This window comes from Salmonella sp. SA14318 (genome assembly GCF_029866905.1).
In the GTDB taxonomy this organism is placed as follows: Bacteria; Pseudomonadota; Gammaproteobacteria; order Enterobacterales; family Enterobacteriaceae; genus Salmonella; species Salmonella enterica.
In genome coordinates this window covers 2,332,817-2,348,151 of sequence record NZ_CP123282.1, presented here as the reverse complement: position 1 = coordinate 2,348,151, position 15,335 = coordinate 2,332,817, and the positions used below count along the sequence as shown (strand labels likewise).

At 51.7% G+C, this 15,335-nt stretch carries 12 protein-coding genes; 4 read left to right on the top strand and 8 right to left on the bottom strand.

What is annotated here, in order from left to right; all coding sequences use genetic code 11:
• Positions 1–30: 30 nt before the first annotated feature.
• The 5 genes from treY to QEN32_RS11180 form a co-directional block, all read right to left on the bottom strand.
• Entirely contained in the window at positions 31–2,559 is a 2,529-nt protein-coding gene (gene treY, locus QEN32_RS11200) for a malto-oligosyltrehalose synthase (RefSeq protein ID WP_265322115.1), read from the bottom strand.
• Positions 2,556–4,340: a malto-oligosyltrehalose trehalohydrolase gene (treZ, locus tag QEN32_RS11195; protein WP_000095564.1), complete on the bottom strand. Its 1,785-nt coding sequence runs from the start codon at positions 4,338–4,340 to the stop codon at positions 2,556–2,558. Before treZ ends, treY begins: the two co-directional genes overlap by 4 nt.
• A 128-nt stretch (positions 4,341–4,468) precedes the next feature.
• Positions 4,469–5,254 (bottom strand): OBAP family protein, encoded by a 786-nt coding sequence (locus QEN32_RS11190; RefSeq protein ID WP_000698598.1) that lies wholly within the window; start codon positions 5,252–5,254, stop codon positions 4,469–4,471.
• Positions 5,255–5,395: 141 nt separating this feature from the next.
• On the bottom strand, positions 5,396–5,725 hold the full coding sequence (hdeB, locus tag QEN32_RS11185) for an acid-activated periplasmic chaperone HdeB (protein ID WP_001032161.1): 330 nt from the start codon (positions 5,723–5,725) through the stop codon (positions 5,396–5,398).
• A gap of 351 nt (positions 5,726–6,076) precedes the next feature.
• Entirely contained in the window at positions 6,077–6,508 is a 432-nt protein-coding gene (locus QEN32_RS11180) for an OsmC family protein (RefSeq protein ID WP_000152297.1), read from the bottom strand.
• 511 nt (positions 6,509–7,019) lie between these two features.
• Here QEN32_RS11180 and bdm point away from each other — a divergent pair.
• The 4 genes from bdm to adhP all read left to right on the top strand — a co-directional run bounded on the left by bdm (position 7,020) and on the right by adhP (position 10,643).
• The gene (gene bdm, locus QEN32_RS11175; RefSeq protein WP_000495700.1) at positions 7,020–7,235 is read left to right on the top strand and encodes a biofilm-dependent modulation protein; all 216 of its coding nucleotides are present in this window, start codon (positions 7,020–7,022) and stop codon (positions 7,233–7,235) included.
• A 94-nt stretch (positions 7,236–7,329) separates the two neighbouring features.
• A complete protein-coding gene (sra, locus tag QEN32_RS11170; protein WP_000841559.1) occupies positions 7,330–7,473 on the top strand; it encodes a stationary-phase-induced ribosome-associated protein in 144 nt (47 codons plus the stop codon).
• A 176-nt stretch (positions 7,474–7,649) separates the two neighbouring features.
• Entirely contained in the window at positions 7,650–9,347 is a 1,698-nt protein-coding gene (locus tag QEN32_RS11165; protein WP_000450511.1) for an NAD-dependent malic enzyme, read from the top strand.
• 285 nt (positions 9,348–9,632) lie between these two features.
• Entirely contained in the window at positions 9,633–10,643 is a 1,011-nt protein-coding gene (gene adhP, locus QEN32_RS11160) for an alcohol dehydrogenase AdhP (protein WP_000642447.1), read from the top strand.
• Between the two features lie 90 nt (positions 10,644–10,733).
• Here adhP and fdnI read toward each other — a convergent pair whose 3' ends face one another.
• From fdnI to fdnG, 3 genes are read right to left on the bottom strand one after another with little or no spacing between them, the layout of a single operon-like run.
• On the bottom strand, positions 10,734–11,390 hold the full coding sequence (fdnI, locus tag QEN32_RS11155) for a formate dehydrogenase-N subunit gamma (RefSeq protein ID WP_000045658.1): 657 nt from the start codon (positions 11,388–11,390) through the stop codon (positions 10,734–10,736).
• The gene (gene fdxH, locus QEN32_RS11150) at positions 11,383–12,267 is read right to left on the bottom strand and encodes a formate dehydrogenase subunit beta (protein WP_000061599.1); all 885 of its coding nucleotides are present in this window, start codon (positions 12,265–12,267) and stop codon (positions 11,383–11,385) included. The genes fdnI and fdxH overlap by 8 nt, the downstream gene beginning before the upstream one ends.
• Before the next feature lie 13 nt (positions 12,268–12,280).
• On the bottom strand, positions 12,281–15,328 hold the full coding sequence (gene fdnG / locus QEN32_RS11145) for a formate dehydrogenase-N subunit alpha (protein WP_077684034.1): 3,048 nt from the start codon (positions 15,326–15,328) through the stop codon (positions 12,281–12,283).
• Positions 15,329–15,335 lie beyond the last annotated feature (7 nt).

Here is a 15,335-nt window from a genome sequence, read left to right as displayed (position 1 = left end):
TGTCCTGTCACGGCACATCAACACATAAACTCAGTCGCTCATTAAAACCAGTACGCCGCCCTGATGTGAGGCCAACGACAGGTGTTCACCAGCCATTAACCTCTCCTGGGTAAGCACATTGCGATAACGATGCTGATTAAGCTGTCCGGGTATAATAATGTCGGTTCCTGCCCAGAAACCGCTATGCGATTGTGACAATAAGCCGTCACATTCGGCGAACACCAGTCGGGGCGCAACAACAATCAGCGCATCATCATGATTGACTCTGGCGTAAGCGATGACCTTGTCGGCACGCTGACCAACAGCCCGCAGCGGTATATAGTCGCCAAAACGGAAGAGCTCATGATTCTGCTGACGCAGACGCAGTAATGCAGCGGTGACATACTGATTCACCTGCCCGTTCAGCCAACTCTCTTCGCGCGAGAAAACTCCCGGCGTCAGTTGGTCTAACTGCTGCGCCAGCGTGGCGAAATCCGGTTCGCGGCGGTTGTCGGGATCGACAAGACTAAAATTCAACGCCTCGCTCCCCTGATAGATATCAGGCACCCCCGGCGCGGTTAATTTGATAACGGTCTGCGTCAGGCTGTTAACCAGCCCTGCGCGGATGAAGGGTTGCAAGGAACGATAAAAATCCTGCAAAAATGTCTGATTATCCGGCGCCAGTAAATAACGGGCGTAATCAAGCATTGCCGTTTCGTAAGCCTCATTACTGTCCACCCAATCGGTACGTAGCTTCGCTTCGCGTAGCGCTTTCTCCACAAAGGCTTCAAAGCGTATTTTCAGCGCGTTTAAACCTGTTTCGTCCTGTGGTTGTAGCATCGGGGGCCAGACGCCGGTCAGCGCCTGATATAACATCCACGTATCCGCCGATTTTGGCGCAGTGCCATCATTCAAAAATTTGACATGGGTCTGGTTCATCTGCCGCCAGCGGGCAAGGCATTCGCTCCACTGTTCCGGCGCTTCGGTAAGCGTATACAGGCGTGCTCGCGCATCCTCGCCTCGCTTGGTATCGTGGGTCGACGTACCGGATAACGCATCAGGCTGTCGCGCCTGTCGGGTTTTCATCTCATGGTGAAAGCGTTCGATGGAGAAGTGATGCGTGACGGGCTCGGCGCCGACTTCATTTAACGCCAGTCCCATGTTTTGACGAAAGAAAAGCGTATCCTCTACCGATTTCGCCATCAGCGGACCGGTGAGTTGTTGGAACCGAACACGAAACTGTGTCGCCTCCTCCTGGCTGGAGGTGGGAACATCGCCGGTAAGAAGACGGCTCAGAAATGTAAGCGCTTCTGGCTGCGGAGGGTTTTCAAGCGTCTTTACCCGTTCCACAATACGGTGTAACAGGCAAATATCGGTCGGCGGTAGCCCTTCTGCCGTGCCGTAAGTGCGATATACGGGAAAGGCAATTAATAACTCGCGTAACGCCTGCCGAACGACGCTCTCTTCCTGTGCGATCTGTAGCTCGCTGGCAATCGACAGCGCAAGCGCGAGCAGCCGGGTAAATTCCCCCTCGAAATTGCGATCGACCATCAGCAATTTAGCCGCCCGTAATTCCGCCCGCATATCCACTGGCGCGCCTTTAACGGTCTCGTAAGCCTGGCGCAGATTGTCTATCTGCTCATCGTCAACCAGCACCTCCGCCAGAGAGGCGATAAATTCATAGCCTGTGGTGCCGGAAACCGGCCAGTCATCAGGAAGTTGCTCGCCTTTAGCGAGAATTTTTTCCACGGTGATATAGCACGCCGGCCCCACTTCCTGACGTAAACGCGCAAGATAGGCTTTCGGATCGGCAAGGCCGTCGATATGATCGATACGTAAACCGTCAACCGCCCCCGTTCTGACCAGCTCCAGAATCAGCCGATGTGTATCGTCGAAGACGGTTTTATCTTCCATCCGCATTCCCACCAGCCCTGTGACCTCAAAGAAACGCCGATATGAAAGCGAGCGAGCGGCCTCGCGCCAGGACATTAATTTCCACGGCTGGCGCTCATGCAAATCAGCAATGGCGGCTTTATCGGTAAGCGCCAGTATTTCAGCCTCGCGCCCCTGCCACGTCGCCGGCGCAAGCGGATAATAGTTATCATAATAGGCGAACGTGGGTTTACCCGTAGCGGGATCGGGCTTGATCGCAATTTCTCCGTTTTCCAGCACGGCGTCAAACGTGTCGCCTAAAAAAGGCAGCGTCAGTCGGCGCGACCAGTCAATATCGAAATGGCGCGCGTAACGGCTCTCCTTGCCATATTCAAGCACGTCACGCCACCAGGCGTTTTCCAGCGAGCTGGCCATGTGATTAGGCACAATATCGATGATCAATCCCAGACCTTGTGCTTTAAGTTCAGCCACCAGTCTTTCAAATCCTTCGCGCCCGCCAATAGAAGGCTCAATCTCATTCGCATCGGTGACATCATAACCATGCGTTGACGCTTTGGTGGCGGTAAAGATGGGTGAGGCATAAAGATGGCTGATACCCAGATTTTTAAGGTAAGGCACCAGCGCCGCAGCGCGATCGAAGGTCATGCCATTACGAAACTGAAGACGATACGTTGCAGTTGGGATCATGATGCAGACTCTCCCTGGGCTAAGCGGACAATAAGAGAATGTTGGGAAAGCGACCCGGTGGATTCATTCGGCCAGGCGAAGAGGGTCTTACCCGGTAAATCGGGCAGCAATACCGTCGTGGCGCTAATATTCAGCGCCAGTGACAGTGTTCCTCCCGGAAAACGCCAGCTAACGGCAATAAACCCGGGCGCGGTTTGCAATACCGTTCCTGAGCTCTCACGGGCAGCGGACAACAGCGGCACGATATGCTTCTGGCGCAAAAGCAGTAGTTCGCGGGTAAACGCCAGCCACGCTTTACCCTCTTCACTGTGCTGTTGCTTCCAGTTAAGTTTTGAGCGTTGAAAGGTCTCTGGCGCATTCGGGTCCGGAACATTTTCCCCTGCATGATCGGCAAACTCTTTTGCGCGACCTTCACGAACGGCGCGGGCTAAATCCCCATGGAAATCGGTAAAAAAAAGAAAAGGACGGCTTTCGCCATACTCTTCGCCCATAAAAAGCAGCGGAATATGCGGTGAAAGCAGCAACGTGGCGAGCAATACTTTTGTTCGTTCAGCACCCGCCAGGGTTATCAGTCTGTCGCCCTGGGCGCGGTTACCGACCTGATCGTGATTCTGAATAAAATCCACAAAAGCGACCGGGGGTTGTCCGGTACTTTTTACGCCGCGAGGTTCGCCGGTTTGCGGTGAAATTTCTCCCTGATAAGCGAATCCTTCGGCCAGCGCTCTTGCGAGGTGTTTTTCCGGGGCATCAGCAAAATCGTTGTAGTAGGCCTGGGTCTCTCCGGTCGCAAAAACGTGGACGGCATTATGAAAATCGTCATTCCATTCGGCGGTAAACAGCGGCGCATTGCCATCCTGATCTCGGGGATGCAGAGAAATAATATTGCGGCTATCTTCGGTGGTCAGATGAATGGGCCTGTCGGTAATGTCTTCCCGAATACGTTGTGCGATTTCAACCAGCACATGCCTGGCGCTACTGTCCTCAATCTGATCGATAGCGTCAAAGCGTAAGCCGTCGAGATGGTATTCTGTCAGCCAGTATAACGGCGCCTCGATGATATAGCGCCGCACGGCGTCGACATCATAGGCGATACCATTTCCCCACGGCGTCATGCGCTCTTTGTGGAAAAACGCCGGCGCCAATAGCGGTAAATAATTTCCCTCCGGGCCGAAATGGTTCAGCACAATATCCAGGACGACGGAAAGACCATACCCATGCGCGGCGTCAATAAACGCTTTGAAATCATCCGGCGTCCCATAGGCAGAATGCGGCGCGTAAAGCAGTACGCCGTCATAGCCCCAGCCGCGCTCGCCGCCAAATTGCGCAACGGGCATCACTTCAATAACGGTAACGCCGAGTTCAGCGAGATAAGGCAGCTTCGCTATTGCGGCGCGGAAGGTGCCTTCCGGAGTGAACGTGCCTGTATGCATCTCGTACACCACGGCCTGCTCCCAACGGCTACCTTTCCACCCGGTGTTGCGCCACGCGTAGCTGCCTGGATCAACCACATATGACGGACCGTTGACGTCAGTTTTTTGAGCGCGGGAAGCCGGATCGGGGACCACCATGCCATCGCTGAGTACAAAGTTATACTCCGTACCTGGCGTCACCCCGGATACATCCAGCGTAAACCAGCCGTCACCGCTCACCTGCATTTCCTGGTCTTTACCCGCAAGCCTGAGCATAACCTTTTGCTGACCGGTGGCCCAAAGACGAAAGCGGACAACATCAGCGGCGATATATTCAGCCCCCCAGCTTTTGCAAAAAATTTTTGAACTCATTTGTCGCTCCGTTTAACCCATAACCTCTACAACATCCGAAGAACAAGCATAGACTATGGGGCTAATCTTTACGTGACACCGTCACTTAACAGGCATTCTTTTTCGTATCTGCGTGTAAAACCGTGGAATTATTGTCGGGATTGCTCAGATGTACCGAAGTGCGCGGTATCGCCTCGCCCGTGTTCGCCAGAGCCCTGAACACGCTGTAGCTGGATAACCTCCCCCTGCTCCCAGGCGTTAGCCCCTTTAACAACGGGATGCTCAGGCAGATCCTGCCGCTCGCGTTTAATGGCCTGGGTATCAATTCCCAGACGGCGATCCCGATCGGCCAGCAGCGCGGGGTCAAGCTGCCCGTCGCCAGTAAAGCCCATCATCAGCGCAGGGATACCCATTGGCAGGGTTTTATCCCGGTCGGTATGCCAGGTGTGCCAGGTCTTGCCATAAGTATTAACAATCTTACTCATCAACGCTTTATCAGCGACCTGCGGTAAGCCAGGCGCCACCAGACTACCGGATTTCACCTCGTACTGGTGGCTGTGCCACAGTTTTTTCTCCTCGGGAGGAAGCGTTTTAAATAAACGTTCGCTGATAATGTACTCCACCCCCATCAGGCGCGCGTTTTTCGTATTGCCGTCGTAAATCACCGCCTGCATGACATCTTCGTTCAGGACGGTAACGTAATGGTGCGCTTCCATCTGTCCGTTTTTATCACCGCTATAAAAATGGAACCCGTCAAGGTAGGTACTGATGGCATCGACAGGTGGTCTGGATTGAATAGCCGCCGCGCCTGTTTCCAGGGTACGTAATTTGGCAGATGTTTTTTCCCCGGGAATAGGCGTTTGCGGCGGCGTATTATTGGCGCCGCATCCGGCCAGAAAAGGAATGATAAAGAGTGCCAGCGGTAAAATTTTCATTAGGTCTCCATATAGTGAAGGGCTCTAATGAAAATAGTGCAATACCACGTGATTGGTAGAAGAAATGGAAGATGTTATTTGTGACGGTGTCACAAATAGTAAAACCCGACACACAGGCCGGGTTTTGATATCAGTTTACTCTTATTTTGAGAGTTCTTTCTTGATTTCGTCTTTTATTTTGCTTAATTCACTCTGCGGGTTTTTCTTACAAAGCTCAACGGCTAGCGGCACTGCTGTCGTCTCAGTTTCCTGGAAATCAACGTAGTCCCCGCCTTTAAAATCTTCATCTTCATTCAGCACCCAGAAAGCGACTGGCGCCATCGTCTGCGGATTGAGGTCAACAAACTCCTGGCAGCTCATACCTTTAGGCGTAACGTTTGTTTTAGTAGTATCTGTTGCCGCATTCACGCTAACACTGGTTACCAGCGCTGCCACGATAATACCTGCTGTAGCAAGGGAGAATTTATTCATTGTTGTTGCTCCAATAATTATATAAATAACCTCTACATCTGCGCGTTAACCCGTTAATGTAGAACGCAGAAAATAATACCCCTCCTCTCTCAGGAATAAAGATCACCCTCCGCGATATGGCTATTATTGATATTTACGTTGACTGATTTTGATGTTTGATGAATAAAGCAACATGGCGAGCAGATTTTAAGGCGAAAAAGTAGACCACGACAATAGCCACAGACGTGGTCTACGGCGCGTTGAGGTGATAAAAATACGGCAGGATCTCAGATAGACCGGGAGCGAGCCCTCCGCCTGAAGGTATATTCATCAGCCCGATAAACAAGAGTCGTTACCGGGCTGGAGAGGTTATCAGGCGTTAAGCTGGTAGTCGAGGGTGATTTCCGCATTCAGAACCTGCGATACCGGGCACCCGGCTTTTGCTTTCTGGATGATTTGATCGAAAGTTGAAGCATCAATATCTGCTACCGCGACTTTGCTTTGTAGCGCAATTTTGGTAATGGCGAAGCCCGCCTCCACCTTATCAAGCGATACGTCAGCGGTGGTGTCAATGGATGTCGGCGTAAATCCAGCCTCTCCCAGCATGAGTGATAGCGCCATGGAGAAACAGGCCGCATGTGCGGCGCCAATTAACTCTTCCGGGTTGGTTCCCTGCGCGCCTTCGAACCGGGTATTGAATCCATACGGTTGTTGATTAAGCACGCCGCTTTCTGTTGATACAGTACCTTTACCTCGTTTGATGTCGCCTTCCCAGTGTGCCTGACCTTTCTTATGGATTGTCATTTTTGCTCTCCTGTTGGCTCAAAAAATAAAGTATAGACCATGCTGCTAATCTGCGTTGTCCATGCCGATGGAGGTAGCATGTTGTCGATTACCCGCACTTCAGATATAGAAAATAGTTGTATACTTTTTCAATGATGGATATTAAACCAACAGGCCTCACTTTCTTTAAAGAATATATCCCTCCTTTTATCCTTACTTTTTCTTCTGGAGGCGTATTCCATTATGTATATTTTAATTCAAATTAAGATTTGTCTTATCTCGTTGTAATAAAGGATAAAAATCGCAATAACTAGCCTTTTAAATGTATATTAATTGACCACTATTTGTATGAGAATATGTAATTGGCAAACGTAATATATTTTCTTCTGGGGTAAACAATTAGAGTTCCGCCTTGCGTTAAAATAACTCCAGGACTAATCTTAACCACAGCCGCAAAAATATTTGCCATGCTGAATACGAATTAATTTTCTGCGAGCCGTACTAAATAAATACATGTTCACGGAGGCATTATATGTTTACTTATCACTCAGCAAATACCTCAGCAGCACAACCAGCCCTGGTCAACGCGATTGAGCAAGGATTACGCGCGGAGTTAGGCGTTGTCACTGAAGATGATATTTTAATGGAGCTGACCAAATGGGTTGAGGCTTCCGACAATGACATCCTCAGTGACATCTACCAGCAGACCATCAACTATGTGGTAAGCGGGCAGCACCCGACTCTGTAAAACCTGCTATGCTGTATCGGCAACCTTAGGGGTTACGTTTCTTTCGCGTAAGCGAATTTGTCCTTAAAACTAGCAACAGGATTGAGGAGTTAACATGAAATCGAACCGTCAGGCTCGTCATATACTTGGACTGGATTACAGAATTTCCAACCAGCGTAAGGTTGTTACTGAAGGCGACACCAGCAGCGTGGTGAATAACCCAACCGGCAGAAAGCGCCGCGCCGATAGCCAAAAGTAATCGTACAGTCCTGAAATGACGTTAAACACCATTGCATCTGCAATGGTGTTTTTGTTTATAGGAATGACCTTAACGTCTCACAATGCTTTATACTCAGGGTCGGTTCCCTGGTGGAAGGCAATATATGATGATAAACGACGGTGCCAGGGACAGTTATTCGAAAAAGAGTGAGTAACATGGAAACTACAACCAAGAAAGCACGTTCCCTTTATATCCCTTACGCTGGCCCTGTATTGCTGGAATTCCCCCTGTTAAACAAAGGCAGCGCTTTTAGCGTAGAAGAGCGCCGCAACTTCAATTTGTCAGGGCTGCTGCCGGAGGTCGTCGAGTCGATTGAAGAACAGGCCGAACGCGCCTGGCTCCAGTATCAGGGGTTTAAAACAGAAATCGATAAGCATATTTACCTGCGTAACATCCAGGATACCAACGAAACGCTCTTTTATCGACTGGTGCAAAACCATCTTGAAGAGATGATGCCGGTTATCTATACCCCGACCGTGGGCGCGGCCTGTGAGCGCTTCTCTGAGATTTATCGCCGGGCGCGCGGCGTATTTATCTCTTATCCGAACCGTCACAATATGGACGACATTTTGCAGAATGTGCCTAACCACAACATTAAAGTTATTGTGGTGACGGATGGCGAACGGATTCTGGGGCTTGGCGATCAGGGCATCGGCGGGATGGGGATCCCTATCGGTAAGCTGTCATTATACACCGCCTGCGGCGGCATTAGTCCGGCCTATACCCTTCCCGTTGTGCTGGATGTCGGCACCAACAATCAACAGTTACTCAACGATCCGCTTTACATGGGCTGGCGTCATCCGCGCATTACCGACGATGAGTATTATGCGTTTGTCGATGAGTTTATTCAGGCCGTTAAGCAGCGCTGGCCAGATATCCTGCTACAGTTCGAAGATTTCGCGCAGAAAAACGCAATGCCGCTGTTGACGCGCTATCGTGATGAGATTTGCTCCTTTAACGATGATATTCAGGGCACCGCAGCCGTGACCGTCGGTACGTTGATCGCCGCCAGCCGCGCTGCCGGCAGTCAGCTTAGCGAGCAGAAAATCGTTTTCCTCGGCGCGGGTTCCGCCGGATGTGGGATTGCTGAACAAATCATCGCGCAGACTCAGCGTGAAGGTTTAAGCGAAGATGCCGCCCGACAGAACGTTTTTATGGTCGATCGCTTCGGCCTGTTGACGGACCGGATGCCTAATTTATTGCCGTTCCAGGCAAAACTGGTGCAGAAATGCGACAATCTCCAGCACTGGGATACCGAAAATGACGTGCTGTCGCTGCTGGATGTGGTGCGTAACGTGAAGCCGGATATTCTGATCGGGGTTTCCGGCCAGACCGGGCTCTTTACTGAAGAGATCATCCGCGAGATGCATAAGCATTGCCCTCGCCCGATCGTCATGCCGCTCTCTAATCCCACCTCTCGCGTGGAGGCCACGCCACAGGACATTATCGCCTGGACGGAAGGCAACGCGCTGGTGGCAACCGGCAGCCCATTCTCGCCGGTCATCTGGAAAGATAAGGTTTATCCGATCGCACAATGTAATAACGCCTATATTTTCCCCGGCATCGGACTTGGGGTTATCGCTTCCGGCGCATCGCGCATTACTGATGAAATGCTGATGTCAGCCAGTGAGACGCTGGCGAAACATTCTCCGCTGGTGAATAACGGCGAAGGATTAGTGTTGCCAGCGCTTAAAGACATCCAGGTCGTGTCGCGCGCTATCGCTTTTGCCGTAGGTAAAATGGCGCAGCAACAAGGCGTAGCGGTGAAAACCTCTGCGGAAGCGCTGCAACAGGCGATTGACGATAACTTCTGGAAACCGGAATACCGCGACTACCGTCGGACTTCCATTTAATACGTACCCGGCGGTGAATGCCGCCGGATATCACTTTCTTCTTTAGTTTTGGTGAGTCTGTCGACACACCTGAATTCCTTTCCCTGCTTATTTGTCAAGCTACTAATATTAGCCACCTTTATGTATTGAACGGGGATTTATCAGGATAATCCTGGCTAAACTATTACATTGTATTTCTGCCGCCTTGCATAACTCATCAGAAATATTAATCCTAAAGAGGTAATAGCGCCTTACCTGCTATTACTTACCTGCTATGCAGTTCACTATTAATAAAAGGAGAAGGTTATGAAAGCTGCTGTTGTCACACAAGATCATCAGGTTGATGTTACTGAGAAAACGCTGCGTCCCCTTCGCCACGGTGAAGCTTTGCTAAAAATGGAGTGCTGCGGCGTATGCCATACCGATCTACACGTGAAAAACGGCGATTTCGGTGACAAAACCGGCGTTATTCTGGGACACGAAGGCATTGGCGTCGTGGCGGAAGTCGGTCCTGGTGTCACCTCGCTGAAACCCGGCGATCGCGCGAGTGTCGCGTGGTTTTATGAAGGATGCGGACACTGTGAGTATTGCAATACGGGCAATGAAACCTTATGCCGCAACGTGAAAAATGCCGGTTACACGGTAGATGGCGGCATGGCCGAAGAGTGTATTGTCGTCGCGGATTATGCGGTGAAAGTACCGGAAGGTCTGGACTCTGCAGCGGCAAGTAGTATTACCTGCGCGGGCGTTACCACCTATAAAGCGGTGAAGATTTCTCATATTAAACCTGGCCAGTGGATTGCCATCTACGGTCTGGGCGGTCTGGGTAATCTGGCCTTGCAGTACGCGAAAAACGTCTTCAATGCGAAAGTGATCGCCATTGATGTCAATGATGGACAACTGAAACTGGCCGAGGAAATGGGCGCAGATCTGACCATTAATTCACGCACGGAAGATGCGGCTAAAATTGTGCAGGAAAAAACCGGTGGCGCGCACGCAGCGGTGGTTACCGCGGTCGCTAAGGCGGCGTTTAATTCCGCAGTAGATGCCGTTCGCGCCGGAGGTCGCGTGGTGGCAGTCGGGCTGCCGCCAGAAGCCATGAACCTTGATATCCCTCGCCTGGTACTGGATGGCATTCAGGTTGTCGGTTCGTTGGTGGGGACACGCCAGGATCTGACCGAAGCCTTCCAGTTCGCGGCGGAAGGAAAAGTCGTGCCAAAAGTCGCTTTACGTCCGCTTGAAGATATCAACGTTATTTTTAAAGAGATGGAACAAGGGCAAATTCGTGGCCGTATGGTCATCGATTTCCGTCGTTAAACGATTTGCTGTGGTCGTCTGAGTATACAGACAGCAGATGAAAACAAGGCGCTACGAGGATAGCGCCTTGTTTATCAGATCGCGAAAGAATTACTGAATACCTTTTTCGCTCTCTTTTTTTGCTTCCGCCTTCTCGATTTCACGATACCAGCGTGGATGATGTTTCTTCGCCCAGCGACGGCTGACCTTCCCTTCGATCATGCCTTTAATCGAGCCTTTCACCCAAAACGCCATATACATATGGATGAGGATCGCGTGCATTAAAATAATGCCCGCCGCCGCATGAATTAACAGGCTATAACGCACCACCTGCATGGGGAAATACTGCGCGAAATACGGACGCCAGATAATCACGCCAGTCACCAGCAGCACAAAAATCATGCTCATAATGGACCAGAACATCATCTTCTGTCCGGCATTGTATTTGCCGACATCCGCCACCTTATGCTCATTGCCTTTCAATACTTCGACAATATTTTTCAGCCACGGAATATCTTTTTTATCCGGGATGTTGTGGTGGACGAAACGCACGAACATAAACATCAGCGCGATGAAGATGGCAATACCGAAGAACGGGTGCAAAATACGTCCCATCTGCGGCGTGCCGAAAGTTTGCGTCAGCCATTGTAGCGTCGGGAAGAAAAACGAAATCCCCGACAGCGCTACCAGGAAGAAGCAGATCACCACCGTCCAGTGACAGGCGCGGTCGACAAATTTCGTGCGCACAATCATTTTCGACTTACTCATGATGATCCTCCTCATCGTCGTCCGTTTCTTTATTCGGGCCAATACCGATGTAGTGGTAAATCAGACCGGCGAAAGTGGCGATAAAGCCCGCTGCGGCCAGCGGTTTTAGCGCCCCTTTCCACAGATTGATTGAGGTATCGATCTGCGGATCTTTCGGCAAGCCGTGGTACAACTCCGGCTGATTGGCATGGTGCAGCACATACATGACGTGCGTACCGCCAACGCCCTGCGGGTTGTAGATACCGGCATGTTCAAAGCCGCGCGCTTTTAACTTCTCCACGCGTTGCTCACCCAGTTCCAGCATCTCTTTTTTGGTGCCGAAGTGAATAGCCCCGGTCGGACAAGTTTTGACGCAGGCCGGTTCCTGGCCCACGCTGACGCGATCGACGCAGAGCGTACATTTATAAACGCGGTTGTCCTCTTTGTTGAGGCGCGGAATATTAAACGGACACCCGGCGATACAGTAACCACAGCCGATACAGTGTTCAGATTGAAAATCAACAATCCCGTTCGCGTACTGGATGATAGCCCCGGCAGATGGACAGGCTTTAAGACAGCCTGGATCTTCACAGTGCATACAACCATCTTTACGAATCAGCCACTCCAGTTTGCCGTTCTGCTCGGTTTCGGTAAAGCGCATCACCGTCCAGGACTTGGCGCTGAGATCGGCAGGGTTATCGTACACCCCGACACAATGACCAACGTTATCGCGAATATCGTTCCACTCAGAACAGGCTACCTGGCAGGCTTTACAGCCGACACAGGAGGAGACGTCGATCAGTTTCGCGACTTCGGCTTTGTAATCACGCGCCTGCGGAGGCGGCGTGATGGCGTTTGTTGCGGACCGTTTAATAATGTCCTGCGTTTCCATAGACATATGTTCGCCTCCCTTACGCCTTCTCGATGTTAACTAAAAACGCTTTGTATTCCGGCGTTTGCGAGTTGGCATCACCGACATTTGGCGTCAGAGTATTGGCGATATAGCCTTTGCGCGCGACACCCTCAAAGCCCCAGTGAATCGGGATCCCCACCGTTTCAACCTGCTGACCGTTGACATGCAGGGTGCGAAGACGACGAGTTACCACCGCGACCGCGCGAATAAACCCGCGTTTACTGCTCACCTTCACATAGTCGCCGTTAGCGATACCTTTCGCTGCCGCCAGCGTCTCACTGATCTCCACAAACTGTTCCGGCTGAGCGATAGCGTTAAGTAGCGCATGTTTGGTCCAGGTATGGAAATGCTCTGTGAGGCGGTAAGTCGTGCCCACGTACGGAAACTGCTCCTTTTTACCCATGCGCAGCGCATCTTCTTCATACAGACGCGCCGCCGGGTTCGAGACCACATTCGGGTGCAGCGGGTTAGTGCCCAGCGGCGTTTCCATCGGCTCGTAGTGTTCAGGGAACGGCCCTTCCGCCATTTTATCAATAGCAAACAGACGTCCCAGCCCTTCCGGCTGCATGATAAACGGATTGGTCCCGCTCCCCGGCGCCGCGTTGTTAAAGTCAGGAATATCGTTCCCTGTCCACTTCGCGCCATTCCACTGGATCAGCATCCGTTTTGGATCCCACGGTTTACCCTGCGGGTCCGCCGAAGCGCGGTTATACAATACGCGACGGTTTAGCGGCCACGCCCACGCCCAACCCAGTGTATTGCCAAGCCCTGACGGGTCGGCGTTATCACGTCTGGACATCTGGTTGCCCTGCTCCGTCCAGCTACCGGTATAAATCCAGCAGGAGGAGGATGTCGTACCGTCATCGCGCAGTAATGCAAAACTGCTCAACAACTGGCCTTTCCTGGCAAGCAGTGTACCGTTAGCGTCATAGAGATCTTCCAGCGCATAGCCGTTGTTCTCTTTCGCCACTTCTTCCGAATGCGGTTCATCCGGCTGCTTGTAGTTCCAGCTCATCTTCAATAGTGGTTCGGCGCCTTTACCGCCTTCTGCGCGATACATTTCACGCAGACGATGGTAAATACCGGCCAGAATCTCGCCGTCGTTACGCGCTTCGCCCGGCGCGTCCTGACCTTTCCAGTGCCACTGTAACCAGCGACCGGAGTTAGCGATAGAGCCATCCTCTTCCGCAAAACAGGTAGACGGCAGACGGAAGACTTCGGTCTGAATCGTTGTCGGATCAACATCATTAGATTCGCCGTGGTTCTGCCAGAACGTTGACGTTTCAGTCACCAGCGGATCGATAACGACCAGATACTTCAGTTTGCTTAAGCTTTGCACCACTTTGTTTTTGTCCGGGAAGGACGCTACCGGGTTAAAGCCCTGACAGAAATAGCCGGTGACTTTCCCGCTATCCATCATGTTGAAATATTTGATCACGTCATAGGACTGATCCCACTTAGGCAGCCAGGCAAAGCCCCAGTCATTCTCTTTCTGCGCCGCATCGCCATAGAAAGATTTCATCAGGCTGACGAAGAACTTAGGATAATTACCCCAGTAGTTGACCTGATCGGCCAGCGTCGCTTTGGGGGTATTCGCGGCCAGATAAGTTTGCAGATCGGCCTGTTTTTCTGACGGTAGCGTCAGGTAACCCGGCAGGCTGGTGGAGAGCAGTCCTAAATCCGTTAAACCCTGAATATTAGAGTGGCCGCGCAAAGCGTTCACACCGCCGCCAGCCATCCCCATATTGCCGAGCAGCAACTGGATCATCGCCATGGTACGGATGTTCTGCGCCCCGACGGTATGTTGCGTCCAGCCCAGCGCATACAGGAAGGTGGTAGTGCGATCCGGAACGCTGGTAGAGGCCAACACCTCACACACCTTCAGGAAGTCTGCTTTCGGCGTACCGCAGATGTTTTCCACGACGTCCGGCGTATAGCGCGAAACGTGCTGCTTCAGCAGATTCCACACACAGCGTGGGTGCGTCAACGTTTCATCACGTTTGGCATAGCCGTTTTCATCGAACTGGTAGTTCCAGGAGGATTTATCGTACTGACGCTTTTGGGCGTCATAGCCGCTGAAAAGACCGTCATCAAAGGCAAAATCATCCCGCACCAGCAGGCTGGCGTTGGTGTAATGCTTAACGTATTCAGCGTTGATTTTGTTATTTTCGATCAGGTACAGCAAAACGCCGGACAGAAAGGTAATGTCTGTACCGGAACGTATTGGCGCATAGATATCCGCCACCGACGCCGTACGCGTAAAGCGTGGATCAACGACAATCAGCGTCGCATCGTTATTGTTTTTCGCTTCCATCGCCCAGCGGAAACCCACCGGATGCGCTTCTGCGGCATTGCCGCCCATCACCATCACGACGTTGGCGTTTTTAATATCCACCCAGTGGTTGGTCATCGCACCGCGACCAAATGTTGGAGCAAGACTTGCTACCGTTGGTCCGTGTCAAACGCGCGCCTGGTTATCTACCGCCAGCATACCGAGAGAACGCGCAAACTTCTGCGTCAGCATACCCGTTTCATTGCTGGCCGCCGAGGCGCACAGCATTCCGGTAGAGAGCCAGCGGTTAACCGTGACGCCCTGCTCATTCTTTTCAATAAAGTTGGCGTCGCGGTCGGCTTTCATTAATTTAGCAATACGAGTGAAAGCGTCATCCCAGCTAATGCGCTGCCACTTGTCGGAACCCGGCGCGCGGTATTCCGGATAGCGTAGGCGATCTTCACTGTGAACATAGTCCAGCAAACCGGCCCCTTTCGGGCACAGCGCGCCGCGGCTTACCGGATGATCCGGGTCGCCTTCAATATGGTAAATCGCTTCTTTCGCGTTTTTTGCCCCATCTCCCAGGCTATACATTAATAGCCCGCAACCTACGGAACAGTATGTGCAGGAGTTACGGATCTCTTTTGCGCGCAACAGCTTATAGTTTCGCGCCTGAGCCAGGGCCATTTTAGGGGTAAAACCCAGTGCGGCCACCGTTGTTCCCGCCATACCGCCCGCGCAGATTTTAAAAAATTGTCTGCGGCTGACGTCCATTGCTTTC